Annotated in this window: 33 protein-coding genes; 17 read left to right on the top strand and 16 right to left on the bottom strand. The window is 66.0% G+C overall.

Annotated elements, in window-relative coordinates; translation table 11 throughout:
* Positions 1-19: 19 nt before the first annotated feature.
* From AC59JP_RS13465 to AC59JP_RS13455, 3 genes are read right to left on the bottom strand one after another with little or no spacing between them, the layout of a single operon-like run.
* A complete protein-coding gene (locus tag AC59JP_RS13465) occupies positions 20-1,300 on the bottom strand; it encodes a glycosyltransferase family 2 protein (RefSeq protein WP_497326269.1) in 1,281 nt (426 codons plus the stop codon).
* The gene (locus tag AC59JP_RS13460) at positions 1,297-2,277 is read right to left on the bottom strand and encodes a glycosyltransferase family protein (protein ID WP_497326268.1); all 981 of its coding nucleotides are present in this window, start codon (positions 2,275-2,277) and stop codon (positions 1,297-1,299) included. Before AC59JP_RS13460 ends, AC59JP_RS13465 begins: the two co-directional genes overlap by 4 nt.
* 35 nt (positions 2,278-2,312) lie before the next feature.
* Positions 2,313-3,257 (bottom strand): WcbI family polysaccharide biosynthesis putative acetyltransferase, encoded by a 945-nt coding sequence (locus AC59JP_RS13455; RefSeq protein ID WP_497326267.1) that lies wholly within the window; start codon positions 3,255-3,257, stop codon positions 2,313-2,315.
* Between the two features lie 162 nt (positions 3,258-3,419).
* Between AC59JP_RS13455 and AC59JP_RS13450 the strand changes: the two genes are divergently transcribed.
* The 4 genes from AC59JP_RS13450 to AC59JP_RS13435 are packed head-to-tail and all read left to right on the top strand — an operon-like array spanning position 3,420 to position 7,403.
* On the top strand, positions 3,420-4,475 hold the full coding sequence (locus AC59JP_RS13450) for a glycosyltransferase family protein (RefSeq protein WP_497326266.1): 1,056 nt from the start codon (positions 3,420-3,422) through the stop codon (positions 4,473-4,475).
* Positions 4,475-5,614: a glycosyltransferase gene (locus AC59JP_RS13445; protein ID WP_497326265.1), complete on the top strand. Its 1,140-nt coding sequence runs from the start codon at positions 4,475-4,477 to the stop codon at positions 5,612-5,614. Before AC59JP_RS13450 ends, AC59JP_RS13445 begins: the two co-directional genes overlap by 1 nt.
* Complete coding sequence (locus AC59JP_RS13440) at positions 5,611-6,603, top strand: glycosyltransferase (protein ID WP_497326264.1); 993 nt, start codon at positions 5,611-5,613, stop codon at positions 6,601-6,603. Before AC59JP_RS13445 ends, AC59JP_RS13440 begins: the two co-directional genes overlap by 4 nt.
* Entirely contained in the window at positions 6,600-7,403 is an 804-nt protein-coding gene (locus AC59JP_RS13435) for a glycosyltransferase family 2 protein (RefSeq protein ID WP_497326263.1), read from the top strand. The genes AC59JP_RS13440 and AC59JP_RS13435 overlap by 4 nt, the downstream gene beginning before the upstream one ends.
* 9 nt (positions 7,404-7,412) lie before the next feature.
* Here the strand turns inward: AC59JP_RS13435 and AC59JP_RS13430 are convergent, their stop codons facing one another.
* From AC59JP_RS13430 to AC59JP_RS13415, 4 genes are all read right to left on the bottom strand, one after another.
* Positions 7,413-7,736: a hypothetical protein gene (locus AC59JP_RS13430; protein WP_497326262.1), complete on the bottom strand. Its 324-nt coding sequence runs from the start codon at positions 7,734-7,736 to the stop codon at positions 7,413-7,415.
* A gap of 71 nt (positions 7,737-7,807) precedes the next feature.
* Positions 7,808-8,212: an STAS domain-containing protein gene (locus tag AC59JP_RS13425; protein WP_497326261.1), complete on the bottom strand. Its 405-nt coding sequence runs from the start codon at positions 8,210-8,212 to the stop codon at positions 7,808-7,810.
* A gap of 135 nt (positions 8,213-8,347) precedes the next feature.
* On the bottom strand, positions 8,348-8,818 hold the full coding sequence (locus AC59JP_RS13420) for a hypothetical protein (protein WP_497326260.1): 471 nt from the start codon (positions 8,816-8,818) through the stop codon (positions 8,348-8,350).
* On the bottom strand, positions 8,815-9,378 hold the full coding sequence (locus AC59JP_RS13415) for an RNA polymerase sigma factor (protein ID WP_497326259.1): 564 nt from the start codon (positions 9,376-9,378) through the stop codon (positions 8,815-8,817). Before AC59JP_RS13415 ends, AC59JP_RS13420 begins: the two co-directional genes overlap by 4 nt.
* 191 nt (positions 9,379-9,569) lie before the next feature.
* On the opposite strand from AC59JP_RS13415, the gene AC59JP_RS13410 reads away from it, so the two are divergent.
* The 5 genes from AC59JP_RS13410 to AC59JP_RS13390 all read left to right on the top strand — a co-directional run bounded on the left by AC59JP_RS13410 (position 9,570) and on the right by AC59JP_RS13390 (position 11,743).
* Entirely contained in the window at positions 9,570-9,893 is a 324-nt protein-coding gene (locus AC59JP_RS13410; protein ID WP_497326258.1) for an Asp23/Gls24 family envelope stress response protein, read from the top strand.
* 92 nt (positions 9,894-9,985) lie between these two features.
* The gene (locus AC59JP_RS13405) at positions 9,986-10,156 is read left to right on the top strand and encodes a CsbD family protein (protein WP_188546410.1); all 171 of its coding nucleotides are present in this window, start codon (positions 9,986-9,988) and stop codon (positions 10,154-10,156) included.
* A gap of 342 nt (positions 10,157-10,498) precedes the next feature.
* The gene (locus AC59JP_RS13400) at positions 10,499-11,236 is read left to right on the top strand and encodes an aquaporin (RefSeq protein ID WP_497326257.1); all 738 of its coding nucleotides are present in this window, start codon (positions 10,499-10,501) and stop codon (positions 11,234-11,236) included.
* A gap of 49 nt (positions 11,237-11,285) precedes the next feature.
* On the top strand, positions 11,286-11,540 hold the full coding sequence (locus AC59JP_RS13395) for a lipopolysaccharide assembly protein LapA domain-containing protein (protein WP_497326256.1): 255 nt from the start codon (positions 11,286-11,288) through the stop codon (positions 11,538-11,540).
* Positions 11,540-11,743, top strand: coding sequence for a hypothetical protein (locus AC59JP_RS13390; protein WP_497326255.1), 204 nt, complete (start codon positions 11,540-11,542; stop codon positions 11,741-11,743). The genes AC59JP_RS13395 and AC59JP_RS13390 overlap by 1 nt, the downstream gene beginning before the upstream one ends.
* A gap of 69 nt (positions 11,744-11,812) precedes the next feature.
* Here the strand turns inward: AC59JP_RS13390 and AC59JP_RS13385 are convergent, their stop codons facing one another.
* On the bottom strand, positions 11,813-12,862 hold the full coding sequence (locus tag AC59JP_RS13385; protein WP_497326254.1) for an NAD(P)H-binding protein: 1,050 nt from the start codon (positions 12,860-12,862) through the stop codon (positions 11,813-11,815).
* A 323-nt stretch (positions 12,863-13,185) separates the two neighbouring features.
* Between AC59JP_RS13385 and mihF the strand changes: the two genes are divergently transcribed.
* The 3 genes from mihF (at position 13,186) to AC59JP_RS13370 (ending at position 14,431) form a co-directional block, all read left to right on the top strand.
* A complete protein-coding gene (mihF, locus tag AC59JP_RS13380) occupies positions 13,186-13,497 on the top strand; it encodes an integration host factor, actinobacterial type (RefSeq protein WP_188546405.1) in 312 nt (103 codons plus the stop codon).
* Positions 13,498-13,610: 113 nt separating this feature from the next.
* Positions 13,611-14,048, top strand: a complete 438-nt coding sequence (locus tag AC59JP_RS13375; RefSeq protein ID WP_497326253.1) for a MarR family winged helix-turn-helix transcriptional regulator — start codon at positions 13,611-13,613, stop codon at positions 14,046-14,048.
* Positions 14,045-14,431, top strand: a complete 387-nt coding sequence (locus tag AC59JP_RS13370; RefSeq protein ID WP_497326252.1) for a DUF5313 family protein — start codon at positions 14,045-14,047, stop codon at positions 14,429-14,431. Before AC59JP_RS13375 ends, AC59JP_RS13370 begins: the two co-directional genes overlap by 4 nt.
* Before the next feature lie 21 nt (positions 14,432-14,452).
* Here the strand turns inward: AC59JP_RS13370 and AC59JP_RS13365 are convergent, their stop codons facing one another.
* Positions 14,453-14,989, bottom strand: coding sequence for a TetR/AcrR family transcriptional regulator (locus tag AC59JP_RS13365; protein WP_497326251.1), 537 nt, complete (start codon positions 14,987-14,989; stop codon positions 14,453-14,455).
* A 71-nt stretch (positions 14,990-15,060) separates the two neighbouring features.
* Between AC59JP_RS13365 and AC59JP_RS13360 the strand changes: the two genes are divergently transcribed.
* The gene (locus AC59JP_RS13360) at positions 15,061-15,972 is read left to right on the top strand and encodes an alpha/beta hydrolase (protein WP_497326250.1); all 912 of its coding nucleotides are present in this window, start codon (positions 15,061-15,063) and stop codon (positions 15,970-15,972) included.
* A gap of 45 nt (positions 15,973-16,017) precedes the next feature.
* On the opposite strand, the gene AC59JP_RS13355 is transcribed toward AC59JP_RS13360, so the two are convergent.
* Positions 16,018-17,115 (bottom strand): serine hydrolase domain-containing protein, encoded by a 1,098-nt coding sequence (locus tag AC59JP_RS13355; protein WP_497326249.1) that lies wholly within the window; start codon positions 17,113-17,115, stop codon positions 16,018-16,020.
* A 22-nt stretch (positions 17,116-17,137) separates the two neighbouring features.
* Entirely contained in the window at positions 17,138-17,761 is a 624-nt protein-coding gene (locus AC59JP_RS13350) for a TetR/AcrR family transcriptional regulator (RefSeq protein WP_497326248.1), read from the bottom strand.
* A gap of 93 nt (positions 17,762-17,854) precedes the next feature.
* Between AC59JP_RS13350 and AC59JP_RS13345 the strand changes: the two genes are divergently transcribed.
* A complete protein-coding gene (locus AC59JP_RS13345; protein ID WP_497326247.1) occupies positions 17,855-19,333 on the top strand; it encodes an MFS transporter in 1,479 nt (492 codons plus the stop codon).
* 12 nt (positions 19,334-19,345) lie between these two features.
* Complete coding sequence (locus tag AC59JP_RS13340; RefSeq protein WP_497326246.1) at positions 19,346-20,155, top strand: Fpg/Nei family DNA glycosylase; 810 nt, start codon at positions 19,346-19,348, stop codon at positions 20,153-20,155.
* Here AC59JP_RS13340 and AC59JP_RS13335 read toward each other — a convergent pair.
* Positions 20,121-21,632, bottom strand: coding sequence for an amidase (locus AC59JP_RS13335; protein WP_497326245.1), 1,512 nt, complete (start codon positions 21,630-21,632; stop codon positions 20,121-20,123). The two genes, AC59JP_RS13340 and AC59JP_RS13335, sit on opposite strands and share 35 nt — an antisense overlap.
* 52 nt (positions 21,633-21,684) lie before the next feature.
* Complete coding sequence (locus tag AC59JP_RS13330) at positions 21,685-21,948, bottom strand: hypothetical protein (RefSeq protein WP_497326244.1); 264 nt, start codon at positions 21,946-21,948, stop codon at positions 21,685-21,687.
* 474 nt (positions 21,949-22,422) lie between these two features.
* Here AC59JP_RS13330 and AC59JP_RS13325 point away from each other — a divergent pair, with 474 nt between their 5' ends.
* Entirely contained in the window at positions 22,423-22,869 is a 447-nt protein-coding gene (locus AC59JP_RS13325; RefSeq protein WP_497326243.1) for a hypothetical protein, read from the top strand.
* Positions 22,870-22,936: 67 nt separating this feature from the next.
* Here AC59JP_RS13325 and AC59JP_RS13320 read toward each other — a convergent pair whose 3' ends face one another.
* Positions 22,937-24,184: an alpha/beta fold hydrolase gene (locus AC59JP_RS13320; RefSeq protein WP_497326242.1), complete on the bottom strand. Its 1,248-nt coding sequence runs from the start codon at positions 24,182-24,184 to the stop codon at positions 22,937-22,939.
* Positions 24,185-24,329: 145 nt separating this feature from the next.
* Here AC59JP_RS13320 and AC59JP_RS13315 point away from each other — a divergent pair, with 145 nt between their 5' ends.
* Positions 24,330-24,770: a hypothetical protein gene (locus AC59JP_RS13315; protein WP_497326241.1), complete on the top strand. Its 441-nt coding sequence runs from the start codon at positions 24,330-24,332 to the stop codon at positions 24,768-24,770.
* An 8-nt stretch (positions 24,771-24,778) separates the two neighbouring features.
* On the opposite strand, the gene AC59JP_RS13310 is transcribed toward AC59JP_RS13315, so the two are convergent.
* Positions 24,779-25,507 (bottom strand): GAF and ANTAR domain-containing protein, encoded by a 729-nt coding sequence (locus AC59JP_RS13310; RefSeq protein WP_497326240.1) that lies wholly within the window; start codon positions 25,505-25,507, stop codon positions 24,779-24,781.
* Positions 25,508-25,572: 65 nt separating this feature from the next.
* A complete protein-coding gene (locus AC59JP_RS13305) occupies positions 25,573-26,715 on the bottom strand; it encodes an acyl-CoA dehydrogenase family protein (protein WP_497326239.1) in 1,143 nt (380 codons plus the stop codon).
* Positions 26,716-26,773 lie beyond the last annotated feature (58 nt).

The following is a 26,773-nucleotide window of genomic DNA, read 5'->3' as shown; positions in this document are numbered from 1 at the left end:
GCACAATCACCGTTCACACTCACCACGACAGGTCGGGCTCGTTCGTCGACGCGTCGATGCCCACGTCCGTCGAATCCACGTCGACGGCGCCGAACAGGTCGTCTGTCCCCCATCTCGCGGCCCGTCCGACGGATCGCGAACTGCGCATCGTGACGCCGGCGTCGGTCACCGTGACCGTCCCGACCTCGTCGCTCAGCAGGCCGACCAGCGCAGCGACGCCGCTGTCTCCGAACGACACCCGCCCGGAGACGGACAGTCGACAACGCGTCCTGGCCAACACATTGGTGGGAGGTTCACCGACGTGAATTCGAGAGTCGTTCGTACCCCACGACGCCAGCAGGTCCGCGGCACTGGATCCCCGCAGCCAGACTCCGCAATCGCGAAAGGACAGCACCGACGACACCGTCCGCAGCAAGCTCGCCGGGGAGTGCGACTCGGTGTCGATCACCGCGACGACGTCCGGAACGTCGAAGAGCAGTCCGTGCCGGCGCGCGGCCGGATCGGTGACGAGCCGCGCCAGCGACAGGGCCTCACCGTTCTTCGCGCGTCGTCGCTCGTCGTCGTCGGCGACGCGGCCGGCCCAGTCCGGTCCGTCGTGCCATGCCGTCGCCTCGGGTATGCGAGCGAACACCGCGCCCGCGTGGAACGCACGGTTGGCCAGTTCCCAGTCTTCGCCGCCGTATCCGACGAACGATTCGTCGAAGCCGCCGATCTCATCGAACAATGTTCGACTGCAACACATCACGGCGCTGATGATCCACCGATACGACGAGTGGTCGACGGTCAGCAGATCACCCGTGCCGCGGTACGCGTCAGCGAGCCAGGCGGGCTCGTCCACTCGGTGAGGGTCAGCGAACCATGCGCCGAGATCGGCGGCGTCCGACAGGTCGGCGTGCAGCCGCCGCCCGACGGTCAGAGCGTCGGGCACGATGGAGGGCAGACGCGTGAGTGCGGCGATGTACCCCGGTTCGGGAATCGTGTCGGAGTCGAGGAAACACAACACCTCTCCGGTGGACGCCGCGGCGCCGAGGTTGCGGGCTGCCGCCGCCCGAAAACCGTTGTCCTTTTGCCGAACCACGGTCACGTCCGGGCGTACCAACGCAGGGGTGGACCCGTCGTCGGCCACCACGATCTCGACGAGGTGCGCCGGGTAGGTCTGCATCCGCAGGGCGGCGAGGACTGCATCGAGCTGGCGCGGTTGCTCATAGTACGGGATCACGACGCTGACCGTCGGAAAACGATGCGGCTCGTCCCGCACCAGATCCCACCGATTACCGGGCACCGAGACCGCCGCGGTCACCCGAACCACCGATCGAACACGTCGATGTAGGCCTCGGCTACCTCGTCCCAGCTCGGATGTGCCTGCGCCGCAGCGTCGATCCAGGTGGTCTGGGGATCGGCGAGCGCCGACTCGATCGCCTCCACGAGGGCCACGGGGGTGTCCTCGAACAGTCGGATCGTTCCGGGCGAGCGAGCGTCGATCTCGGCCGTGTAGCGCGTGCGCGGCGCCAGCGGCCGCCGGCCGGCTTCGATCCAGCTGGTGATGGACGCGGACGCGGACATGTGTCGGTGGTGGGCGATGGGGACCGCGACGCTCCGCAACAGAGCCGGCAATTCGTCGTCGACGACGAATCCGGTGGTTCGAAAACGTCGATCGATCTGCGCTGCAACCCGATCGAGCTCGGTCACGAGGTCCTCGTGACCGTCGGACGGCGCACCCACCGCCAGGAAGCCCACGTCGGGGTCCACGGACGCCAATGCCCGAAGCACCTCGTCGTGACCTTTTCCGGGATAGATGTAACCCAGGATGGCGACATCGTGAATCGTGCTCTGCTCGAACGGTATCGGAGGAGACGGAACCGTCACGGCCAGCGGAATCACTGCCGGGTCCGGGGTGTCCGGAATTTCGCCGAACAGGGCACGCTCGTGTTCACTGCTGACCACCACACCCTTCGCGGCGACCGCGACGCGGCGATACGCATCGGCGCGGGCGCCGAAGTGCCGACCGTCCGATTCCTGGGGAACATCGTGCAGGGTGACGGAGAGCCCGCTCGCCGATTGCGTTGCCAACGAACAGAACCGGTCGGCCGCAGCCGCGGCATCGGAGCCGAACAGGCGATCGGTGAAGTGAACGTGAACGCCGTCGAGCTCAGCGTTCGGGGCGTCGAGGAGGGGATACGAACCCGGTCGAGCGCGCTCGAGCTCGCGCTGCACCCGGAGCGCGTACTGGACCACACCGTGCCGCTCCGGCCCGATCACGAGCTGACCAGTGCTCACAGCATCATCCCGACCGGCCTCCGGCCTTCCCGCAGTCACACCCGACTCCCGACACTCAGCCCCAGCACGTCCATCGTCTCCCGATGACGGTCGACGGCCGCGGCGACGAACACGGGATGCTCGTCGTACCAGGCCATTTGGCCCCGATGCACCTCGTCGGCCGAGATGTCCTCGTCACCGACCCGCCACATCGGTCGCGGCGGTACGTCCGAGCCGATTGCGTCCAGAACACGCTCGTCGAGCGGAGCGATCACCGAGCGCAGCAGCACCCGATCGATGGTCGGCTCGGTAGCCGAAACACCCATCGCAGCAAGTATTCTCATCGCCAGAAGCAGGAGAACGGGATTGCCCGGATGGTTGATGGTGTGCGCCGCCTCGGCGCCGAAGGACAACAGTCGATCCGAGACAGCGACATCTGTATCGCGTGCCTCCCTCCGCGCCAACTCCGCAACGCTGGCGTCGCCGATGCTGCGGATGGTGTCCGCGTCGACCTCGACGTCCCACGGCTCGTCGGCGCTGCGGCCGTGGCTCCACGCGCTGACGGTCCGTAGATCGTGGTAAGGCACCACCGCGGGGTCCGCACTCGGATCGCTGGGGTGACGAACAATGGCCTGGAATGGATACAGTCCCGCGAATCGCAGAACGGGCCACCGCACCACGGACGCACCGGCCGGGAGTTGCGCAACAACGTCGTCGGTCCCGATGGGAAGGTCGCGATACCCGGACCTGATGGGTTGCGTCAGAAGCGTCCCCGCATTCGCGGCCGCCCGCCGCAGGTGGGATACATCACTGTCGGTGAGTTCGTGGACCGGCGGCATCCGCATGGTCCGGTACGGCCTGTCCGCGACCGCGTCGAGCACCACGCGCAGGGCCTCTGCCTGGCAGTTTCCCAAGATCAGAAGCAGTGGACGGTCGTCGTCGGTCTCGTCGACGCCGTAGAACTCGCCGTAGTGACGGGTGCGCCCATCCATAGTCATCATCGCCGTCCGGGGTAGCCGCGATTAAGGTATGGCAAACCGGGTACCCACCACCCGACCGCCTCGAAGCAGCTGAGGCCGATCTTTTTTCACCCTCACTCCAGTGCGAATCCTTCCGAGCCGTGCCCGGACGACGCAGACTGGATCACCACCGAGAGGCGTCACATGATTACCGTTGCGTCCGTTCCGCATGCCCACGCGTACGTCGCCGGCACCATTCCCGCCGGCACGTCGGTTCGAGTTCTCGTCGACCCCGCACCGAGCGTCGACGCACCGGCAGGCCAGTGGTGGCCGCCGCGGTTCCTCGAGCCCGAGTACCTCGCGACACGCATTCACGAGATCGACGTTCTGCACGTCCACTTCGGGTTCGAGCACTTCTCTCCCGAACAGCTGGCCGACGTGGTCGACCTGGTTCGGCGCAACGGCACCGCCCTCGTCGTCACCGTTCACGACCTGCACAACCCGCACATCGCCGACAACACCGAGCATCGCAGCCGCCTCGACGTGCTGATACCGGCCGCCGACGTCGTGATCACGCTCACCGAGGGCGCCGCCGCCGAGATCGAGCAGATCTGGAACGTCGCGGCCGTCGTGGTGCCGCATCCGCACATGGTGCCCCTCGAGCGGATCGGCGAACCTCGCGCGGCACGTGACCGCACGGTGGTGGGCGTACACGCGAAGACGTTGCGCGCCAACCTCGATCCGGAATCGATCCTTCCGGCCGTCATCGGCGCCGCAGCGTCCGTCGACGCCGACGTGCGCTTGGACATCGACGACGATCTGTTCGACCCGCGCAGCCATGCCTACGCACCGGACGCCGCCGAACGCCTGCTGGCGTTCCGCCGGTTCCCCAATGTCGACGTTCGAGTGCACCCGCGATTCGACGACGACAGCTTCGTCGAGTACCTCACCGAGGTCGACGTGTCGGTGCTGCCCTACCGATTCGGCACGCACTCCGGGTGGATGGAGGCATGCCGAGACGTCGGTACCCGCGTCGTCGCACCCTCCTTCGGCCACTACCGCGACCAGTTCGACTGCGACACCTACGACTTCGGAGACGACGACTCGATTCGCGCAGCCGTTCTCTCGGCCGTCGCCGCGGCCGGCACGCCGTACGACGGTGATTCCGTGCGCCGTGACCGCGCCGCACAGCTCGACGCCGTGCGCGCGATCCACGAATCCATCTACACCTCTGTCGCCGCGATGGCGGTGTCGGCCTGATGACATCGCTTCGCATCGCACTTCTCGCCTCGTCCCGATTCCCCGTGCGCCAACCGTTTGCCGGTGGCCTCGAGGCACACGTCTGGCAACTGGCGAGATCGCTGGCCGCGCGTGGTCACGAGGTCAGCCTGTTCGCCGCCGACGGCTCCTCCGTCGACGCACCCTTCTCGCGAATCCCTGTGCGCCGGTTCGACATGACCGACGTGGCCGCGTCGGACGTCGGTACCCCACGGTGGGTCGTCGAAGAGCACCACGCTTACCTGTCGGTGATGATGGACATGGCCGGGGAGCTGCGCGACAGCTTCGACGTGATCCACAATCACAGCCTCCATTACCTCCCCATCGCCATGTCACCGATGGTGCCCACCCCGATGATCACGACGCTGCACACACCGCCGCTGGCGTGGTTGGAATCGGCTGTGGCGCTTCAGCAGGGAGCGTCGACGCGGTTCGCCGCGGTGAGTGCCTTCACCGCTCGACAGTGGCATCCCGTGACCGGCGACATTCCCGTCGTGCCCAACGGAATTCCGCTCGAGTCCTGGCCGGTCGGCGACGGACGGGGCGAGTACGCCGTCTGGTCCGGACGCCTCGTTCCCGAGAAGGGCGTCACGCACGCCATCGAGGCGGCGAGGGCGGCGGGCTACCGACTGAAGTTGGCCGGGCCCACCAGCAACGCCGACTACTTCCGGCACGAAGTGCAGCCCCTGCTCGGCGGAGACGTCACCTACGAAGGTCACCTCCGACGCGACGATCTCGCCGCCCTCGTCGGCGGCGCATCCGTGGCCGTGGTGTCCCCGCTGTGGGAAGAACCGTACGGACTCGTTGTGGCCGAAGCATTGTCGTGCGGAACCCCCGTCGCTGCCTACTCACGCGGAGGCATCCCCGAGATCGTCGACGCCACGTCGGGACGGCTCGCTCCCCCCGACGACATCGGCGGACTGGCCGACGCGATCTTCGAGGCGGCCCAGCTCTCGCGGGCGGACGTCCGAGCGCGAGCCGAGCACGCCTGTTCGGAGGAGACGATGGTGGACCGGTATCTGGGGATGTACGACGAAATGCTGGGCACCTCGTCACGCTCCACTCCCGCGACACCGGGTCTTTCCGCAGGCTGCACTCCCGCCACCCTGCTCGCGGTGTGATCGGCTACTACGCCCACCACCGCGGTGTCGGTCACCTCACGCGCGCGACGTCCATCGCCCAACACCTGGACGAGCCTGTTGTCCTGCTGAGTTCACGGGCCGAACCTGCGTCACACGTGTTCGCGGACTGGGTGTCGCTGCCCATGGACACCGACACCAGCGATCGTCCGGCGGATCCCACCGCGAACGGAACGTTGCACTGGGCTCCCCTCGGCAGCGAGGGACTGCGCGACCGGATGGACGCCATCTCGCGGTGGGTGAGCACCGAGCGACCACGACTCGTCGTCGTCGACGTGTCCGTGGAAGTGGCTCTGCTGGTACGACTTCTGGGTACGCCGGTCGTGGTGGCCGCCATGCCGGGCACCCGCACCGATTCTGCCCACACGCTGGCCTACCGAGCGGCGACGGTGATCATCGCGCCGTGGTCGGATCGGGTGTACCGACCGTCGTGGTTGGCACCGTTCGATGACAAGGTCACCTACACCGGATCGATCAGCCGTTTCGAGGGCCGAGAGCGCCCGCCGCGCAGCGAGGGGACGGCCCAACGAGTCCTGGTCCTGGGCGGAGCCGGTGGGAGCGCCTTGACGCCGCAGCACATCGACCATTGCCGTACGGCGAATCCCGAATTCGAGTGGGTGAGCGCCGGAATCGGGCCGGACAACTGGTACGACGATGTGTGGCCGCTTCTGTGCGACGCCGACGTGGTGGTGACCCACGCCGGACAGAACGCCATCGCCGACGTTGCCGCGGCGAGGACCGCTGCGGTCGTCGTCGCGCAAGACCGTCCGTTCGACGAACAGCAGGCAACCGCGCAGGCGCTCTCCGACAACGACATCGCCGTCAGCATTTCCGAATGGCCGGTGCCGGGCGACTGGTCGAAACTCCTGGGCGAGGCGGCGACACGACGCCCCGAGGGGTGGTCGGCTCTGCGTGTCGACGGAGCCGGCGCACGAGGGGCAGCGGCTCTGTCGTCGGTCCGGCCGTCGTGAGTACCGCCGTCGTCACCGTCGTGCACGGTCGGCACGAGCACCTGGCGAACCAGCTTCGCGGACTTCGCAATTCGGCCGTCTCGCCCGACCATCACATCGTCGTCTCGATGGGCGATCCGGATATCCGCAAGGTGGTCGGCGACGCGGCCACCGTCGTCGACCTCGAACGGTCCGGCGGCGCGCTCCCCCTGGCAGCCGCGCGCAACACCGGGGCGCGACGCGCGTTCGAGATCGGATGCGACAACCTGATCTTCCTCGACGTCGACTGCATTCCCGGTCGTGCGATGATCGGCAGGTACGGCGCCGCCTTGGCCACTCGGCCGGACTCGCTCGCGTGCGGTCCCGTCACCTACCTGCCGGCGATGGCCGCGATCGACGTCGGAAACCTGGAACAACTGACCGACCCTCATCCGGCGCGACCGAATCCGCCGGACGAAACACTGCTGGACGCAACGAATTACGACCTGTTCTGGTCACTGTCCTTCGCGCTCACGAAGAGTACGTGGGAGTCGGTGGGAGGTTTCAGCGAAGAGTACGTGGGCTACGGCGGCGAGGACACGGACTTCGCCTGGTCCGCGCGACGCGCCGGCGTGGACATGATGTGGGTCGGCGGCGCACATGCGTATCACCAGAACCACCCGGTGTCGTCACCGCCAGTCGAGCACCTGGACGACATCGTGACGAATTCGCAGGTGTTTCACGACAGGTGGGGCGTGTGGCCCATGTCGGGCTGGCTGGACGAGTTCGAGCGCCGGGGGCTGATTCACCGCACCGGAGCGCTGATCACTCTGCTTCAGTGACCTCGAACCTCAGTGACCACCGGGATCCATCAACGACTTGCCCTCCTGGGCCTTGACTCGCTTACGTTGCAACAGAACAAGTCCGATACCCAGGGCAAAGAACAGCACGCAGGCGATCGTGCCGATCATCGCCCAGCCCTCGAAGCCGCCCCCGGCGGCGGTCAACGTGAGTCCGAGGGCAGCCAAGCCCAAAGCGACGAGGAAGTATCCGGGCCAGTTTCGCGTGTCGGTGATTGCTTCCCCGGCGTGCTCGCGCGCCGTCCGGGAGTCGTCTACCGCGTCGTCCTCGGACTCCTCTGAGCCCTGCTCGTATCGAGTCTTGTCTTCGGTCACTGGAGACTCCTGTCGCGACGTGTTCGTCGCAGACTACCCAGTGACCGGAGTCTCAACCGGTCGAGTCGAACTCAGCAGACGCGCAACTCGCCGCGCGCCTCCGACAGTTCTGCCCGAGCCTCGGACAACGTTGCGAAGATCTCGATGCCGGCGCCTGCGCCCAGCAACGTCAGCGAACGGCATACCGAGGCGTCGTCGGAGACGATCACCGTGCGAGAAGGCCGACGGCGACGGATCTCCGTCACGATCGACACCGCTCCTGCTGCACTCAGGAAGTCGAGGCGGCTGAAGTCGAAGATGAGTTCCTCGGGGTTCGCGGCGGCGATGCCGCGGAGCGCGTCGCGCAGGATGGTGGACGTGGCAAGGTCGACCTCGCCGGCGAGAACGAGACGCGCGCTGTGGCCGTCGACTTCCTGGAGCACGGTCAGCGGAGCGTCGTTACGGGCGGGCAGTGCAGTGACGTCGACGAGTTTCACCGGGACACTCCTTCTTCTTGGATGATCCAGGAGCCGAGTTCGACTTCCTGATTGAATTTTGTACTTCGTGAACGACGTTGCGGTCGCCGCTCCGTCACGAAGAGATGTACGTCAGATAACAGAACGGTAACGGCGCTATCCGAGCCGTGGGTCTCCCTCCACCACGTCGGTGATGACCACGTCCACGTCGTCCACGGAGGCATGGGACTGGCCGAGAATGTCCTCCACGACACCGGCCACCACGCGCCGGACCTTGTCGGCGACATCGCTCAGTTCGGCTCCGTAGCGGGCCGCGAGTTCGACGCGAATGCTTTCCAGATGTCGCCCGTCGAGGTTGAGCTCGATGTTGCGCGGCACGCTCTTCTCGTCACCCAGCGCGCGGGCCAACGCGCCCCGCAACACCAGGTCACTCACTGCGATGGCGCCGTCCACGACCGAACCCAGCGGATCGTCCGACATGTCGACGTCGACGGGCCACCCGCCGCGCGGTGCCCGGCGGACGGCGTCGATCACGGCGTCGATGATGCTGTCCCAATCGGGCTCGGGAACGGATTCGAGGATCTTGCCCGCCCGCGCGAAGAAGGCGGCCACGGGATCGTCGGTCATTTCCACCTCGCCAATCTGAGACCGAGCGCGTTGCGCGCCCGGAGATGATGCCCACGAACCCCGTCGGCGCTCAGATTCAGAGCGACACCGATCTGCGGGAACGTCATTCCCTCGATCTCACGTAGTACCCATGATGCTCGCTGGCGGGGAGGAAGTTCGGCCAGGGCTTTCTCGAGGGCGCCCACGAACTCGTGATTCGACGCGAACACGTAGGGGTCGGGCGCCCGTCCCATATGGGCCGATTCCAGGACGAAGTCCGGCACTGGCTGAGCACGCTTGACGCGACGCGAGTCGACGATCTTGCGCGAGCAGATGGAGAACAGCCACGTGCGTACGGCCGACTCTCCTCGAAACGTCGACGCCTGCCTCCACGCGACCACGAAGGTGTCCTGGACGACCTCGCTGATGTCGCCGTCGTCACGCAACATGCGGCGCGCGTAGCGGGTCAACGACGGTCCGTGACGACGCACGAGTTGTTCGAAAGCCATCCGATCACCCATGGCGGATGCGTCCAGCAACACGCGGTCGGACGATGCGACGTCTGTGTCTTGGTCCGTCACGGCGCAGTCCTCTCCCGGTACGCCGTCACGGGTAGAGGCAAGTGCAGCCGATGTCTTCGACTTGCTGTGTATTCGTTGTTTCCTCAACTACCGCTGGGAAAACGTGATGTATCTCACATGCGCCGGTCGTTCGCTTACCGCCTCGAGCTCCGACAGAGATTCGGACCACCAGACATTGAGGGGCATCCGCCATGAGCAACACCTGGGCCTCGCTGCCGATCGCGGACCAGGCGGACGCCATCGCCGCCGCCGCACTCGCGGTGGACGGCGTGGCAGCGCTGCACGGCGGGATGTTCGGCGAAGTAGGCACCTATCTTCCCGGCCGCCGCGTGGACGGAGTCCGCATCGACGGCACGGGCGTCGCAGTGCACGTCACCGTCACTCAGGGCGCACCCGTGCGGCAGACGGCACGCGCAGTGAAGCAGGCCGTCGCCGCCGGCATGGGTTCGACACCGGTCACGGTGACGATCGAGGACGTCGTTCCTGCCGCGACGAGGTTCGATCCGCAGCTGTGACTCAGATCACTGCAGGCGCACGTTCGGTTTCGCTCGCAACTACCGACTATCTCTCTGTCACAAGCAGTAACACGTAAACGAAAGGATTCACCATGAGCTTCATCGACAAGGCAAAGAACGCAGCCGAAGACGCCGTCGGCAAGGCCAAAGAGGTCATCGGCGACGTGACGGACAACAAGGACCTCGAAGCCGAAGGCAAGAAGGACCAGGGCTCGGCCGGCGTGAAGAAGGTCGGCGAGAACATCAAGGACACCTTCAAGTAAGACCGTGCACGGCTCGGTCCGCCGCGGCGGTCGGGCAGCGTCTCCCGAGGGACTGGACGACGCCCGACCCGCCACAGGAAACCACATCTCCTCAATTTGATTGCAAGCGTGACCTTTACGCCGCTTGCCCCTCACTTTCAGTCGCGCATCGCGCGCATTCAGCACAGGCGACCAACACCGATCGACACGATCGGCTTCCGACGTCGCGCCAGAAAGCAGGACACATCCGATGAGCGGACAACGAAGTATCGCCAGCCGGATCTACGAAGGACTCGGCCGCGTCACATGGAAAGTCGTTCGTCGCAAGATCGACGAACGACGGGATCGGAAAGGCACCCGACGATGACATCGCAGGAAGTCGCACACGACATGACGGTCGAGTACTCGGCTCCCACCGTCTACGCAGCCGAGGCCATCGGCACCGCGATCCTGGTGATCGGCGGCGTCGGCACAGCTGTTCTCGCCGGCGACACGGTCGGAACACCCGGTATCGCACTGGCTTTCGGCCTCACCCTGCTTGCCTTGGCCTTCTCCATCGGCCCGATCTCCGGGTGCCACGTCAACCCTGCAGTCACCCTCGGCGCCGCGCTCGCCGGACGAATTTCCGCGGTGCGCGCCGCGGGATATGTTGTCGCACAACTCGTCGGAGCACTCGTCGGCGCAGCGGTCGTGCTTGCGATCGCCTCCGGTCGGCCGGGATACGACAAGGCGGTCGACGGACTCGGCACCAACGGTTACGGATCCGCCTCCACCGGTGGGTACGGATTGATGCCGGTGGCGATCACCGAGATCGTGTTGACCGCACTTCTGGTCGGAGTCGTCCTCGCCGTCACCGCACCTCACGCACCATCCGCCGCGGTCGGAATCCCGATCGGCCTGACGCTCACCGTCATTCACCTCATCGCGATCGGAATCGACTCGACGTCCGTCAACCCGGCACGCTCGTTCGGCCCGGCGTTGCTCGCCGGAGATCTCGCACTGAGCCAGCTCTGGGTGTTCGTCGTCTTCCCGTTGATCGGCGGCGCACTCGCCGCCGGTGTCTACCGGCTGCTCGACGCCGGCCGCACGCGCACCGCCTGAACCACCTCGCTTCACCCACATCGACTCATCCAAAAGAAAGAGGTTCGTCATGACCACCACCAACCACAAGCCTGCTCGCAAGGCCGGCGGATTCGCGTCCAAGTTCTCGCTCCTCATCGCGCTGGTGCTCGTCGTCGCGCTGGTGATCTTCGTTCTGCAGAACACCGTGCACCAGAACATCAACTTCATCGGCTGGAACTTCGACCTGTCCATCGGCGTCTCGCTTCTCGGCGCAGCCGTCGTCGGCGCGATCATCGCGATCATTCTCGGCGCAGCCATCCGCCTACGCCGCGCGGTCAAGTAATGCTGCCGCTTCTGGCGCGCAAGTACATCTACCGCTACCTGCTCGTCGCGTTCGGCTTCCCGATCATCGCGCGGCTGATGTTCGGACTCGGCGGCACTCTCGAAGAGCGTGCCGGCAAGCCGACCACCGTGTCGAAGGGCCTGAAGAAGATCGGCGCGTTCACACAGCGCCGGGCGGACAAGGCCGCGGGTAAGAAACGGTAAGTGCACACGACGAAGGGCGCGAACTCCTCGAGGAGTTCGCGCCCTTCGTGTTGCCTCAGCTGTTTTGTATCAAGTGCGCGTTGCGCCCAGCATCAACCTCGACACGGGCCCCGACGGCCGCTGCTTCAGCCGACCGTACTCGATCGTCACGACGCCGCCCGCCCATCCGGGATCGGTGTCGGCCGCAGCGAGGGGGTCGACGTCGGACTCGGTTCCGTTCTTCTCCCGGACCGTGATGGACCGAGCGAGGGCGTCGGTGAGTGCGATCGGCTCGTCGATTCCGAAGACGTCGATCGCCGCGTTTCCGCGTCGAACCACCATGTCGTGTCGAAGGCTTTCGACCAACGACACCACGGTGCCCTTCGGCATCGCCGTGATGGTGGCGACGGATCGTCCGACGAGGGCGGTCGGCAGGAGCGGGATGGACACCTGCGGTCGTCGCAACCCGGCAACCTGTGCGTACGTCGTCAGCAATTCGGGATACGTCAGCACCTCGGTGCCGCCGATGTCGAACGAGCCCGGCTTGGTCGTCGGCCCCAGGGCCTCGGCGATGACCGTCAGGACGTCGGCCACCGCAATCGGCTGTACCTTGCGCTTCATCCAGGTGGGGATGGGCGTGATCGGCAGGCGCTCGCTCATGCGCCTCACCAGCTCGAACGACGTGGAACCCGATCCGAGAATGATGGCGGCACGCAACGCGGTCGAGTCGACGGCTCCGGCGGCGAACACTTCCTCGACCTGGAGCCTGCTGGTGATGTGATCCGAGAGCGGCGTGCCGTCGTCGGGCACGGTGCCGGACAGGTAGACGATTCGGCTCACCGAGTTCTTCTCCGCCGCGCGGGCAAGCCGCTCGGCGGCCTGGCGATCCTTGGTGACGAAGTCGCCGTCGTCCATCGAATGGACAAGGTAGACGACCGCATCCACACCGGCCGTCGCGTCGTCGAAGGACGCGTGGTCGTCGAGATCGAAGTGGGTGGTCTCCACGCGGTCGCCCCACGCGAAGTTGTTCTTCTTCTTCGGATCACGCATCGCCGCGACGACGTCGTGACCCCGATCGAGAAGGATCGGGACCAGCCGCGACCCGATGTAACCGGTTGAACCCGTGACGAGAACTCGCACGTCGGAACCTGCTTTCTGTTGTCCCTCGGGTTACCCGTCCGCGCCCGTCGGCACACGTGACTCCCACGACAGGAGCCGGGAAACGGGGTGCACCGGGTCGCGCGAGCTGCCGGGACCGGTACCGTGGACCTGCTGGTCGATCGAGGCGCTCGGGTTCCACGTGCTCCCGAGCGCGATATGGACGAGGCCGTGATGGCGGCCCCCGAGGGTGACGAGTTCGTCGATTCGCCAACGGCGTCTGACTCGCCGAACGAGGTGGGTCCATAGACTGTCGGTCTTCTGGCTTACTGTGACCACACCGCAACACGAAAGGCCGACACCCAATGGCATTGCCCACACTGACCCCCGAACAGCGCGCCGACGCCCTCGCGAAGGCTGCCGCAGCCCGCACCGCGCGCACCAAGCTGCGTGAGCAGCTCAAGGCCGGCGAGCTGACCTTCCAGTCGCTCCTCGACAAGTCCGCCGACGACGCGATCGTGGCGAAGACCAAGGTCTCGTACGCCCTCGAATCGCTTCCCGGCGTCGGCAAGGTCAAGGCCGCCGAGCTCATGACCACGATCGGGATCACCCCGACCCGCCGCATCGGCGGACTGGGCACCGCTCAGCGCACGCAGCTTCTGGCCGCACTGGCCTGACACACAGCTCGACGGAACGGGGAGTCTCCTGCGGGAGGCTCCCCGTTTTTTGGTCACACTTGAGTTCGTCCACGAATAGTTAGTGCACTAACTATTGGAGTACAGTTCGAGGTGTGGACCCACTCGCCCTCGACCGTCAGGTGTGCTTCGCGCTGGCCGTCACCAATCGCGCCGTGCTGGCGGTGTATCGCCCGTTGCTCGAACCCATGGGCCTGACGCACCCGCAGTACCTCGTGATGCTGGCCCTCTGGGGTAACTCGCCGATGTCGGTGAAGGAGATCGGCGCCGCTCTCCAGCTCGATTCCCCCACCCTGTCGCCGTTGCTGAAGCGCCTCGAATCGGCCGGACTCGTCACCCGTACGCGCGCCGAGGGTGACGAACGCACACTCCTCGTCGCTCTTACGGACGCCGGCTCCGAATTGAGAAACGAAGCTCTCGCGATTCCCGGCGCGGTCATGGACAAGCTCGGAGTCGAGATGGACGAGATCGTCGAACTGCATTCGGTTCTGACCCGCATCAACACCGCCGCCAAGACAGCTGGAGCGATATGAGCGCCGCCCGACCCAACCCGATTCAGTGGCTCGGATATGCCGCCGGCCGCACCCTCCCCTCGTCCATGCAGGACTGGGTGCGCAACGACCTCGTCGGCCCGATGGCGGTCCCGCGGCATCTCGCGCGCAACATGGTGCTGTTCTCGCCGGTGTTCGCCGCGTTCCTGCTCTTTCCCGGTGAGCTGTGGCTGCGGGGAGCGATGATCCTGCTCGGCGTTCTGCTCGCGCTGTTCTACACGGCCGCGTACATGGAGCAGAACCGGATGCGCCGCCTCGAACGGCACGGTCTGCCGCCGACGCTGCAGAACCCCAAGAAGCAGCAACGCATCGACGCCGAGCGCGCAGCGTACGAAAAGAAGCACTCACCATTCGGCCTGGGTTGAGGCATCAGACGGGTTGAGGAACTAGCCCACCCCGCGCAGCAACACCTCGACCATCGACGACTTGTCTTCGTCGGTGATCGAGTGCGTGAGCATGGCTTCCACCACGAACACGAGCACCTTCGTGGTGGCGGCCAGGTCCGAGTCCGCCACCCCTTCGCGGCGCAGTTCATCGCTCAGCAGCGCCTCGTAGCCCGAGTGGAAACCGTTGTGCCAGTTGTCGATCGACTCCGACGACGACGCCCGCGAATGCACGGTGTCGACCAGCCGCCGATACTGCTCGAGCTGCGTCACCACCCAGAGAATTCGGTCGGTCATGGTGCCCGTCAGCCCGGAGTACTCCCGAGCCGCAACGCCGACCACGTCGTCGAGTACGGCGATCAGCACATCGTCCTTGTCGCGGAAGTACCAGTAGATGGTGTTCGGGGTGACACCGGCGGCGCGTGCGATGTGGGACATCGGAGTCTGCTCGTACCCGCGATCGGTGAACAGCGACGTCGCGGCCGTCACGATCTCGGTTCTCTTCTCCGCTCGATCCTGCGGAAGACGATTACGAGGCATACGACCATCCTATCTTGATCGTCGTTCAAGAGGATGCTAATTTTCTCGGCACACGAGCAAGGGGGATCCACATGACGTTCACACGCACCGAAGAGGGTTTCGATTCCAAGGGGGTGCGGTGCGCCGCCGCCGTGTTCCGACCGGAGACGGTCGACGGGGCGGCCATCGTCATGGCGCACGGTTTCAGTGGGGTGCGCGCGTTGCGGCTCTACGCGTACGCCGAGAAGTTCGCCGATGCGGGGTACGTCGTCGTCGTGTTCGACTACCGCGGGTTCGGTGAGAGCCACGGCGATCCCCGGCAGATCATCGACATTCCCTCCCAGCTCGACGACTGGCGCAGTGCATTGCGCTTCGTGCGCACCATCGAGGGCGTCGATCCCGCGCGCGTCGTCGCGTGGGGCACGTCCTTCTCCGGCGGACACGTCATCGAACTGGCCGGGACAGGCGAGCGGCTCGCCGCCATCGTCGCCCAGGTTCCGCACATCAGCGGACCGGCCGCAGTCCGCGCGACCGGAGTGCGCCAGTCGCTCCGCCTCGCTCCCTACGCCGTCGGCGATCAGCTGCGCAGCCTGTCCGGACGCCCGCCGCTCTACGTCGACGCGGCCGGCGCACCCGGATCGAAAGCCGTGATGGCGACCCCCGACGCCGAACCGGGCTACACGAAGCTCATCGAGGATTCCGGCCTGTCGCCCGACGCGTACCCGATGGGCGTCGCCGGTCGCATCCTTCTGCGCATCGGCCTGTACTCCCCCGGCCGCCGCGCGTCCTCCGTGACGTGCCCCGCACTGGTTCAGATCGTCACCGAAGACTCGATCACCCCGACGAAGGTGGCGTTGCGGGCGGCGTCGAAAATCCGGAACGCGACGGTGAAGACGTATCCGGGCGGGCACTTCGATCCGTACGTCGAGCCGCTGTTCCCGGCGGTCGTCTCCGATCAGCTCGAGTTTCTCGCGACCGCGGTTCCGGTGTCGACTACTCGGTGACGACCAGTCGGGCGGCGTCGGCAACGACGGTGATTCGACCGCGCACTAGTGCAGTTCCTGGAACTCGCCGAGTAGCGGGAACGTTGCCTCGCCCAACTCGGTCTGCATCAGCAGGATCCCGACGGTGCCGTCCGGGTCGACGAAGAAGTCGGTTCCCTGTCCACCGGACCACCCGTACCGACCGGTGTGGCTGCCCCCGGTCACGACCGCGACCCCGAACCCCCACCCGGTATCGGTCCAGAAGGACGGGAAGAAGCTGTCGTCGCACTTGATCGAGTCGGGAATCCGGTCGTGCGTGAGCATGTGCAGGTGTTCGGCGGATATCAGATGCGGAAGTGCGCGGAGGAATCGGTGAAAATCGTGGACGGTCGAGACCAGCTCTCCGTGAGAAACTTCGACGGCGGGTGCGCCGGCGTACGGTCCCCCTCCTGCAGGTTCGGTCTCGACCAGCGAACCGTCATCGTGTCGGTAAGCAGCGGTCAACCTGCCGAGTCGATTCTCGGACACCCACAGCCCGGTGTCGGGCATGCCCGCGGGCTCGAAGACGGCCTCCACCAGATGGTCGTGTAATGGCCGAGCGACGATGCGCGACAACAGAATCCCCAGAACGGCGAACCCGTGGTGATACCGCCATCCATCGCCGGGCTGAAAAGCCAGTGGCAGCGACGCGAGCGCAGCAAGCCACTCGTCGGCACCCAGCGGAGACGGGGCCGGCCCTGCCTCCGTACCGTTCTCCCGCATCGCGCGGGCCAAGGGGACGTCCGCCATCAGCATTCCGTAGCCGCTCGTATTGGTCAGCAGGTGTCGTACCGTGATGGGCCGAGAGGCGGGAACAGTCTGGTCGAGGTCCGCGTCAGTTCGGATGAGAACGCGGAGTTCGTTCAATTCGGGCAGCCATCGGGACACGTCGTCGTCGAGAGACAGTCGACCGGATTCGACGAGCCGGAGAGCGGCGACGGCGGTCACGATCTTGGTCATGGACTGGATCCGAACGATGGCGTCGACGCCCATCGCAGGCCCGCCGACAGACGCAGACCCGACCGCGACCGGTTCTGCATCCGGGCCACCGAGCAGTCCCACGGCACCCGCCATCAACCCCGAGTCGACGTAGCGGGTCAAGAGGTCGCGTAGCTTCTCGCTCACGGAAGAGACTGTGCCACGACGGTCACGACGGGGACAGCGGATGGGACACCGGAGCGCTCCACATTCCGACGATCGCATCGACGAGGTCGACGCCGAACTCGTCCCATCCGGACGAGTCCGTTCCGGCCTCCCGTTCCCGCTCCGCACTCATGTGCAGGATCAGTTGGCGAGCCATGTCGCTTCGGATGCGCTGAGCCGACGGAGGGAGCGACGCGACGCACCGCCGGAGCCCGTGCACGATCTTGCGAATGGACGGTGCCTCGAGCGCCGCTTCGTACACGACCGCGCGCAGGGCCGGGTCGGTCATGGCCTGCGCACTGAACCGTGCGTAGTACGACGTCGGCCCGATGGACGCCAGATGGTCGACGTACGGCACCACGAGAGCGGTGATCCAGTCCCTCAGCTCGGTCGAGCCTTCGATCTCCACGAGCAACCGGGCGCGATGTTCCTCGATCGCGCGGGCATGCGTGTCGACGATCGCGAGTACGAGGTCGGCCTTGGTGCCGAAGTGGTAACCGACCGCCGAACTGTTTCGCTGCCCGGCCGCTTCGCTCACCTGCCGGTTCGACACGGCGAACACCCCACGCTCGGCGAACAATTCCTCCGCGGCGTGCAGGATCATGTCCCTCGTGTCGTCGCCGTGCACGGCCTTACCCCTTCGGTTTGACTCGTTCAATCACGTGACTTAACGTCGTTCAGTCACTTGACTTAAATACTTTACCTTCCCTTGGAGACGTTCATGGCGACACCCTCGACCGATCTCGATACCCCGAAAGCACAGGGCACCAACGCAATCGTGGCGGTCCTCGCATTCGCGGGCATCGTCGTCGCATTGATGCAGACGCTCGTCATTCCCCTGGTGCCGCAACTGCCGACGCTCCTGAACACGTCGGCTGCCAACACTGCCTGGGTCGTCACGGCCACCCTGCTCGCGGGCGCGGTGGCCGTACCGGTCATGGGCCGACTCGGCGACATGTTCGGCAAACGGAGACTGCTTCTCATCGGGTTGGCGCTCCTCGTCCTCGGTTCCGTGGTGGGGGCACTCAGTCAGAGCGTGCTGCCCCTCATCGTCGGACGCATACTCCAGGGTCTCGCGTCCGGCGTGATCCCTCTCGGGATTTCCGTGATGCGCGACGTCCTCCCCCGCGAAAAGCTCGCGGGCTCGGTCGCTTTGATGAGCGCATCGCTGGGTGTCGGTGGGGCGCTCGGCCTTCCGGCTGCCGCTCTCATCGCCGAATACGCCGACTGGCACCTACTGTTCTGGACGTCGGCCGGGCTCGGCGTCCTTGTCACCGTCCTCGTGGTCGCAGTCGTTCCCGAATCGGCGGTACGCGCGGGCGGACGTTTCGACTTCCCCGGTGCCGCATCGCTGTCGACCGCTCTGGTGGCATTGCTGCTCGCGATCTCGAAGGGCTCCACCTGGGGGTGGACCAGCGGATCGACGCTCGCAATGGCGATCGCGTCGGTCGCCGCCTTCGCCTTCTGGGTGTGGTGGGAACTGCGCACCACGCTGCCTCTGGTCGATCTTCGCGTGACCACGGGGCGTCAGGTCCTGTTCACCAACCTCGCCTCCATCGCCGTCGGATTCGCCTTGTTCGCAATGAGTCTCGTGTTTCCGCAGGTGCTGCAGCTACCCACCGCGACCGGGTACGGACTCGGACAGTCCATCCTCGCCGCCGGTCTGGTCATGGCGCCGTCCGGGATCGTGATGATGCTGGTCGCACCGGTGTCCGCCAGGATCACCACCACGCGCGGACCGAAGACCACGTTGATGCTCGGAGCACTCGTCATTGCCGTCGGCTACCTCATCGGGGTCGTGACTCTCGGTGCGGTCTGGCTGCTGGTCGTCATCTCGGTGGTCATCGGCGCCGGTATCGGCCTGGCGTACGGGGCGATGCCCGCGCTCATCATGGGCGCGGTCCCGGCATCGGAGACCGGCGCCGCGAACAGCTTCAACACCCTGATGCGTTCTCTCGGAACGTCGTTCGCGAGCGCGGTCGCCGGCGTGATCCTGGCCCAGATGACCGTGTCCATGGGAGGCAGGGACGTTCCGTCCGAGGCCGCATTCCACGTGACGATGGGTGTCGCCGCCGGGGCGGCCGTGCTCTCGTTCGTGCTGGCGAGCTTCGTTCCGAAGTTCACCCGGCAGGCCGACACGAATTCGAGGGTTGAAAACTCCGCTGCACGGGCAGAATCGGTGGAGGCCAACACGAACTAGAGGCGGTGACCGGTGCCCGAAGGCGATACCGTTTTTCAGCTCGCCCGCAAGCTGCGACCGGCCCTCGACGGTCAGCGGCTGGCGTCGGGCCGCCTGCAGGTGCCGGCACATGCGACGGAAGATCTGACCGGACAGACGATTCTGCGCCATCGCACCATCGGTAAGCACCTGCTCACCGACTTCGACGGTGGCGTCACCCTGCACACGCACCTGAAGATGACCGGGTCGTGGACGGTCGTCCGGGCGGGTCGACGGTTACCGCCCCGTCTCGACCCGGAGGTGCGTGTCCGTCTGGGCGTGGAGAACGGCCCGACCGCCTACGGCTTGAATCTGCCGGTGGTACAGCTGGCGAAAACCGTCGACGCCCACCGGTGGACGGACCACCTGGGTCCGGACCCGTTACACGACGACTTCGATGCAGCTCGCGCCGCCGAGAACGTTCTCGCCGACCCGGCCAGGCCCATCATTGCGGTGTTGCTCGATCAACGCGTCATGGCCGGACCGGGCAACCTCTGGGCGAACGAACTGTGCTTTCTGCGCGGACTCTCCCCGTGGCGGCCTGCGGGTGAGGTGGACGCGGCGGCACTGGTCGCATTGACCCGAAAGACCATGCGGCACTCCGCAACCGTGCCTGGTGCCATGCAGGTGACCACTGGCGACAAGCGTCCCGGCCGGCAGCACTGGGTGTCGGGCCGTGCTCACAAACCGTGTCTGCGCTGCGGAACGATCATCCGTGTGGTGGACGAGGTTCCGGGTGATCCGGAGCGCCGACGGACGTGGTGGTGCCCTAGTTGCCAGCCGGGACCCGGACCGGATCGCTGAGGGTCTCGTAGCGATGCGCCCACGGCTGCGCCTGCTCGAGTTGACCGGCCAGTCGAAGCAGCGTCGATTCCCCGCCGAGCCCGGCGACGAACTGCACTCCCATCGGCAGTCCCTCCGGGGTCCAGTGCAGCGGAAGCGACATCGCGGGCCGACCGGTGAGATTCGCGAGCTGGGTGTACGGCACCCACCCGAGGTTCGCATCGATCATCTGGTCGACCAGCGCCGAATGCCGAAGCAGGCCTGCAGTTCCGGTCTTGAGCAGTCCTGACGCCGCGGCGGACGCGAGCTTGGGTGTCGCGAGTGATCCGACCTTCGGCGGCAGGTCCGCCAACGTCGGAGTCAGCAACAGGTCGTAGGACTCGAAGAACGTCGACAAACGACGCACGTGCCCGTGTCGGCGTTCGACGGCGTCGACGTACTCGACGCTGCTGTAGGCGCGGCCCAGCGCACCCATGATCTGGGTGTCGACCTCGAAAGCACTGTTGCCACAACCCGATCGACGCTTGGCGTCGTCCATCTCCCACGCGAGGTACACGAACCAGGTCAGCAGGAAGTCCCGCGCGAGTGCAGCGTCGTCGAAGGGTTGGGCGTCGAGCATCTCGACGTGATGACCGAGTCCCTCCAGCACCCTCGCGGCCGACGCGACGGCGGCCTCGGACTCGGGATGGGGCGAGGAGTTGATGCTCGACGAGGTGCATACGCCGATCCGCAGCCGACCCGGTTCGACCGACACCTGAGACTGGAACGATTCGCTCGGCATCGCGGGCGAGTACGGACCGGTGGGCTCACCGCCGGCCAGAACGTCGAGCATGGCGGCGGTGTCCCGCACACTCCGGGACACCACACCCTGGGTCGCGGCGCCGTGCATGGCCTCGCCCGACGTCGGACCCGTCGGAATCAATCCGCGACCGGGCTTGAGTCCGACCAGTCCACAGCACGCGGCAGGGATTCGGATGGATCCGCCGCCGTCACTGGCTCCCGCCACGGGGACGATTCCCGCTGCGACCGCAGCGGCCGACCCTCCGGACGAACCGCCGGGCGTCCGGCTCGGATCCCACGGGTTGCGCGCAGGCCCGAACAGGTCAGGCTCGGTGATGCCCTTGGCGCCGAACTCGGGTGTGTTGGTTCGCCCGAACACGGTGACCCCTGCGTCGAGCCAGCGCTGCACCACCGTCGCGTGCTCGGTTGCCGGGAGGGACGCAAGCGAGGCCGAACCGCAGCTGGTCGGAACGCCGGCGAAGTCCTGGTGAAGATCCTTGAGCAGGAAGGGCACCCCGGCGAAAGGCCCTGTCGGATCGCGCTTTACGAGCACTCTGGCCTGCGCGTCCATGAACCGCACAATCGCGTTGATCGCAGGATTGACCGCGGCGGCCCGATCACGGGCGACGGTGAGCAACTCTGCGGAGCTGACGGCCCCCGATCGCACAAGCTCTGCCAAACCGAGGGCATCGAATGTCCGGTACTCGTTGAAGTGCATGAGACCGGACGTTAATGCAGAGGCTTCGACCCGGGGCTGGAACGGTGCCTCTTCAGTGGCGGCGCACCGCCGGGAATCGCTTCACGAGCCGGTCGATGTGACGCGACACCTCGTACAGCTCGGCCCTCAGTGACCGCGACTCCGCTTCGAGTATTTCCGCAGGCCCGCGGGCCCCGTCGGCTCGCAGCGCCCTCGCGCGCCGGTCGGCAGTCTCGATGCCCGTGGTGCACCGTTCGAGGTGCTCGTTCAGAGCAGCCATCAGCAGACGCGCTTGAGCCTCGTCGGCGTCGTCGCCACTCCTGCCGTCCGCGTTCACCGGTCAAGCGTGACATACGGGGCCGATCGCGGAGAACAGTTCAGCTGAGGCCGTTGAACACACCGAAGGCAACCAGGAGATCGGAGAGAGCGGCGAGGGTCGATACGAAATCCGGCATTGTTTTCTCTCCCGTTGTCAGGGCCGCCGAGTGCGGCCGCCAAAGATGTACCGAGACAACATGAACAATCGGTGCGCACAGGGGAAACCGTGCCGAATTCCAATTCCGTCGGCACCGGACGATAGCGAGCCACAACGACCGACAAACCAACCGGCCTGCTACCCACCAGCCGTTCACCCTGCGGCCACCTTGCGATTGAAATACGTTCAGCTACAACGTATTTCGCAATTGTCCGAGTTGACACACCCACGAACGCCGTAGTTCGATTCCCCCGTTGCCTGTCTCGACAACGAACAGGCTGCGCCACCCGAGCCACCACAGCCAGCAGAGCCACCAGTGAAGGAAAACCAAGACACATGAAGATCAAGAAGTTCGCCATGGTCGCCGCCCTGACGATCGCGTCGCTCGGTACCGCCGCCGGCACCGCGTACGCCGAGCCCGTTGCCGCGCCCGCCCCCGCACCGTCCCCCACCGCCGCATTCGAGACAAACGTCGACCTCCCCGCTGCCGTGTCGGGCGTCAAGGACAACATCACCACCACCGCAGCTCTGGGTGGATACATCGGTGGCGCAACGGGTCTCGTCGCCGGATGCGTTCTCGGCGGCGCGGCGGCAGGCGTCGTCTCGGCTCCCGCCGCACTCCTGTTCGGCGCCGGCCCGGTGGCCGGTTGCATCGGCGGCGCCATCCTCCTCGGCTCCACCGGCGCACTCGCCGGTACCGCCATCGGCGGCCTCGGATCCACCGCCGCCAACGTCGGCCCGTTCACTCAGCTGCTGAACCAGCCGCCGGCACCCAAGAAGTAGTTTTCGGACACAACGCAAAAAGACCGCACCGACCCGGCTGGGTCGGTGCGGTCTTCGTGGTTGCCGATCAGGCCCCGCAGTTACCTCCGGTGGGCACGTCGTTCAGCCGATCGCCCAGCCATTGCATGCCGGGAATCTCCGTGATGAGCAACGGAAGTGCGTGCCCCGCACCCAGTCCCGGGAGGATGGGCGGCAGTTCGACGTTGTTCAGCGTCACGTTGGCGCCCTTCGCGCACCAGTCGCGAGCAAGTTCCACGGCCTGGCCGTGCGGCACGATGTCGTCGGTCGTGCCGCTGCTGACGTAGACCGGCGCATTCGGTGTGCGGTTGCCGATCTTGTTGGCCGCGAACACTTCACCCGCCACCGGAATTGTCTTCAGCAGATCCGACAGGGACTGGCCCGTACGGGTGTACTCACTCGTGCGATGGAACCCGACGGTGAGCACGGTCGCCCCCACACACTGGTTGGCGACGGTGGCGAGCATCTGCTGACCCGCCGGATTGATGTTGTCGTCGATGGTCTGATTCAACTCCGGGTTCGACTCCCGAAGCCCGTTCAACGTGTACCCGATGACTCCGGTCAAACTCGTTCCGTCGACCTGCGCCAAGGTGGCCGCCAGATCGGCGGGCGGCGCACCGGCGTACGTGCCCTTGATGTCGAGTTCCGGTGCGTACTCGCTCGCGAGTTCCGCGGCAGCCGCGGTGGCTCCGCCGCCCTGCGAGTAGCCCCACATGCCCACCGGCCCGTCGGACGTGATCTTGGTGTTCGGCAAGTTCTGCGCCGCGCGAACCGAATCGAGAACGGCGTGCGCCTCGGCTGCGCGGTTGACGTAGGTGTGCGCACCCGGCGTACCGAGACCCTGGTAGTCGGTGATCACGACGGCGATACCCTGCAGCAGAAGGGCATTGATCGTCAGCAACTCGTACTCGACCATGACGTCGATCGGCGGCACGTAGGTGATGAGCTGATTGAGCATCTTCGACGGCGCGCATTGATCGCCCTGGCCCTGGGTTCCCGGCGCCACCGCCACGACCGGGCGCGGTCCCTTGCCCTTCCAGTCCAGCGCGGGATCGATGTAAGTGCCGGTCACGGCGATGGGCTTGTCGTTCGCGTCCTCGGAGCGGTACATCAAGCGCGTCGCGGTACCCGGGAACTGACCGTTCACGCCGGGCACGGACGGCACCAGAACGGACGGCCCGGTGCGAATGAGATCGCCGTTGGACCCACTCGGCAGCGGCGTCGGCGGGATGTAGAAATCGGGCGCGGCCGAAGCCGACGGCGCGACGGCGAGCGTCACCGCCGTAGCAATTCCCATGATTGCTGCGAGAGATTTGGACAGCCGCACTTCACATCCGTTCGTCGAGCCGATAAATAGGTGTCATGACCGTACGTGACGAGTAACACATATTTCCAGAGTGATCGGACGGAGCGGTCTGGACTGTGCTCGTACACTGCTGCCGGTGGCCTCGACACACACGAACCCCAACGACCTCACGGACGGAATGGTGGTGCGCAGTGTCGCGCGACCGTCGAAGGTGTACCGCGTGAGCGGCTCCCCCGGCCGCGGCCGTGCGACGTTCGTGGCGATGTCACCGGGGACGCAGACCGTCATGAACGGCAACGCGCGGAACTACCGGCCGGAGACCGACGAGGAACGAGACGAGCGCGGCGGTGTCGACGACGAGCCTGCGGTGGTTGATCCTGTGGACGACGAACCTGACATCTCCCACGAGGCAGATCCGGACGCATTCGGCATCGCCGAACTCTGCGTCCGAATGCAGGATGCGGTGGCCAGGGTTGCCGACGGGGACTGCGACAGTGTCGACGCGGCCGCCATCGTCACCGCGGCAGCGGCATTGAACGACGCCGTCGTGCGGCGCGGGCTCGCCGGCTTCGACTGACCGACTGACTACGTCTCGACGGTCCGCGTGGGGTGATCGGCGTCGACCAACTGCCGGCACACGAGGTGCAGCCGGCGGTTTTCCTGCTGCGACAACTTGGCCAGCAGCTCGAACGCCTGCACGGCATCGATGTCGTAGCGCTCCATCAACATGCCCTTGGCCTGGCCGATGATGTCGCGAGTGGCCAAGCCGTTCTGAAAGTTCTCGGTGTCCTGCGCGTAGAGCAGGGCAACGGCCGCGTGCGCCGCAAGCGCCTCGCCGATCGCCACGACGTCGTCGTCGAACGCGTCGACTCGGGTGCTGTAGAGAACCAGCGCGCCGACCTGCTCCTGGTTGCTGTAGAGCTGGAACGCCGCGAGTGACCGAATACCGGCGTCGACGGCGGTCACCGCGAACTTGGGCCACCGACTTTCCTTGTCGAGATCAGCCGAAACGACGACGGTGAAATGGCGAACCTCGGAGACGATGGGACCCTGTCCCATTTCGAACTGCTGACGGCACATCTCCCCGGCCAGCGAATCCGTCGACGCCACGACCGTGCGCGAGCCGTCCTTGCCGAGCGTCGCAATGGCTGCGCTGTTCGTTCCGTCGACCAGCGACAACGACGACCGCAAGATCGTGTCGAGGGTGTCGGGCGTCGAACGTCGAGTGGTGCGAAGGGTCCGAGCGAGCTCGCCCAGCGACGCGACATGGTCCGGCGACTCGAATTGCGGGCTCGACTCGGAAAGTTGAGACAAGAGAACCAGTCCTTTCGCACGTATTGGGTCCAACCGTACAGCCGTAACCCTGTGCCCGCCGTCGATCACCCGGTTGCGAGCGAACGCGCAATCACCAACCGCTGAATTTGATTCGTCCCTTCGAAGATCTGCGTGATCTTCGCGTCGCGCATGTACCGCTCGACGCGGAAGTCGCGGGTGTAGCCGTACCCGCCGAAAACCTGGACTGCATCGGTCGTCACCTTCATCGCCGCGTCCGTTGCGACCAACTTGGCGACGGATGCGTTGCGTGAGTACGGAAGTGACGCATCTCGGCGACGTGCGGCATCGAGATACGTTGCGCGAGCGGAATCTACGGCCGCGGCCATGTCCGCGAGAACGAACCCCAGACCTTGGTGATCGATGATCTTCTTTCCGAACGCGCTGCGCTCCTGCGCGTAGGCCACCGCGTCGTCCAGTGCAGCTTGCGCGATACCGACCGCAACGGCGGCGATACCGAGCCGGCCTGCGTCGAGCGCGCTGAAGGCGATCTGCAACCCCTGCCCCTCCGCCCCGATCCGACGATCGGCGGACACCTGCACGTTCTCGTACTGCGCCGACGTCGTGGGGATGGCGTGCAGACCCATCTTCTCCTCGGGCCTGCCGAACGTCAGGCCATCGATGCCGTCGGGAATCAGGAAGCAGGACACACCTTTCGAACCCTCGCCGGTGCGGGCGAACAGGTTGTAGAAGTCCGCTTTGCCGCCGTGCGTGATCCACGCCTTGGATCCGCTGATGGTGTAACCGTCGTCGGTCGGCGTCGCCTTGCAGCGCAGTGCGGCCGCATCCGAACCGGCCTCCGCCTCGGACAGCGAATAGGCACCGATCGTCGACCCGTCGAGCATGCCCGGAAGGTGAGCCGCTTTCTGCTCCTCCGTGCCGAAGGACATCAGCGGGTGGCAGGACAATCCGTGCACACTCACCGCCACCGCTACCGCAGCCCATCTCGCCGCCAACTCTTCGAGGACCTGCAGGTACACCTCGTACGGCTGACCTCCGCCGCCCCATTCCTCTGCGTAGGGAAGGCTGAGCAACCCGGCTTCGCCGAGTGTCGCGAACACACCGTCCGGGTACGTCTCGTGACGCTCGTGCTCGTCGACTATCGGATCGAGCACCTTGTCGGCGACGTCGCGCGTGAGCTGGATCAGATCCCGCGCTTCGGCGGTGGGCAACAAACGGTCGACGGGCATTCGATCTCCTCGGGCAGTACTGCAACGCAGTCGTCAGTACTATCGATAGTACTGCAAC

Source organism: Rhodococcus sp. 320_ES (genome assembly GCF_059691855.1).
The sequence above is the reverse complement of the archived record's forward strand: the minus strand, read 5'-3'. Positions and strand labels throughout refer to the sequence as shown.

Excerpts from the sequence above, each read along its gene's own strand:
- AC59JP_RS13405 (WP_188546410.1), top strand. The coding sequence starts at position 9,986 with ATGAGCTTCATCGACAAGGCAAAGAACGCAGCCGAAGACGCCGTCGGC.
- mihF (WP_188546405.1), top strand. The coding sequence starts at position 13,186 with ATGGCATTGCCCACACTGACCCCCGAACAGCGCGCCGACGCCCTCGCG.
- AC59JP_RS13335 (WP_497326245.1), bottom strand. The coding sequence starts at position 21,632 with ATGCACTTCAACGAGTACCGGACATTCGATGCCCTCGGTTTGGCAGAG.
- AC59JP_RS13320 (WP_497326242.1), bottom strand. The coding sequence starts at position 24,184 with ATGGGAATTGCTACGGCGGTGACGCTCGCCGTCGCGCCGTCGGCTTCG.
- AC59JP_RS13345 (WP_497326247.1), top strand. The coding sequence starts at position 17,855 with ATGGCGACACCCTCGACCGATCTCGATACCCCGAAAGCACAGGGCACC.
- AC59JP_RS13410 (WP_497326258.1), top strand. The coding sequence starts at position 9,570 with ATGAGCAACACCTGGGCCTCGCTGCCGATCGCGGACCAGGCGGACGCC.
- AC59JP_RS13445 (WP_497326265.1), top strand. The coding sequence starts at position 4,475 with ATGACATCGCTTCGCATCGCACTTCTCGCCTCGTCCCGATTCCCCGTG.
- AC59JP_RS13395 (WP_497326256.1), top strand. The coding sequence starts at position 11,286 with ATGACCACCACCAACCACAAGCCTGCTCGCAAGGCCGGCGGATTCGCG.
- AC59JP_RS13305 (WP_497326239.1), bottom strand. The coding sequence starts at position 26,715 with ATGCCCGTCGACCGTTTGTTGCCCACCGCCGAAGCGCGGGATCTGATC.
- AC59JP_RS13360 (WP_497326250.1), top strand. The coding sequence starts at position 15,061 with ATGACGTTCACACGCACCGAAGAGGGTTTCGATTCCAAGGGGGTGCGG.
- AC59JP_RS13325 (WP_497326243.1), top strand. The coding sequence starts at position 22,423 with ATGAAGATCAAGAAGTTCGCCATGGTCGCCGCCCTGACGATCGCGTCG.
- AC59JP_RS13400 (WP_497326257.1), top strand. The coding sequence starts at position 10,499 with ATGACATCGCAGGAAGTCGCACACGACATGACGGTCGAGTACTCGGCT.
- AC59JP_RS13390 (WP_497326255.1), top strand. The coding sequence starts at position 11,540 with ATGCTGCCGCTTCTGGCGCGCAAGTACATCTACCGCTACCTGCTCGTC.
- AC59JP_RS13370 (WP_497326252.1), top strand. The coding sequence starts at position 14,045 with ATGAGCGCCGCCCGACCCAACCCGATTCAGTGGCTCGGATATGCCGCC.
- AC59JP_RS13455 (WP_497326267.1), bottom strand. The coding sequence starts at position 3,257 with ATGATGACTATGGATGGGCGCACCCGTCACTACGGCGAGTTCTACGGC.
- AC59JP_RS13450 (WP_497326266.1), top strand. The coding sequence starts at position 3,420 with ATGATTACCGTTGCGTCCGTTCCGCATGCCCACGCGTACGTCGCCGGC.
- AC59JP_RS13420 (WP_497326260.1), bottom strand. The coding sequence starts at position 8,818 with ATGACCGACGATCCCGTGGCCGCCTTCTTCGCGCGGGCGGGCAAGATC.
- AC59JP_RS13365 (WP_497326251.1), bottom strand. The coding sequence starts at position 14,989 with ATGCCTCGTAATCGTCTTCCGCAGGATCGAGCGGAGAAGAGAACCGAG.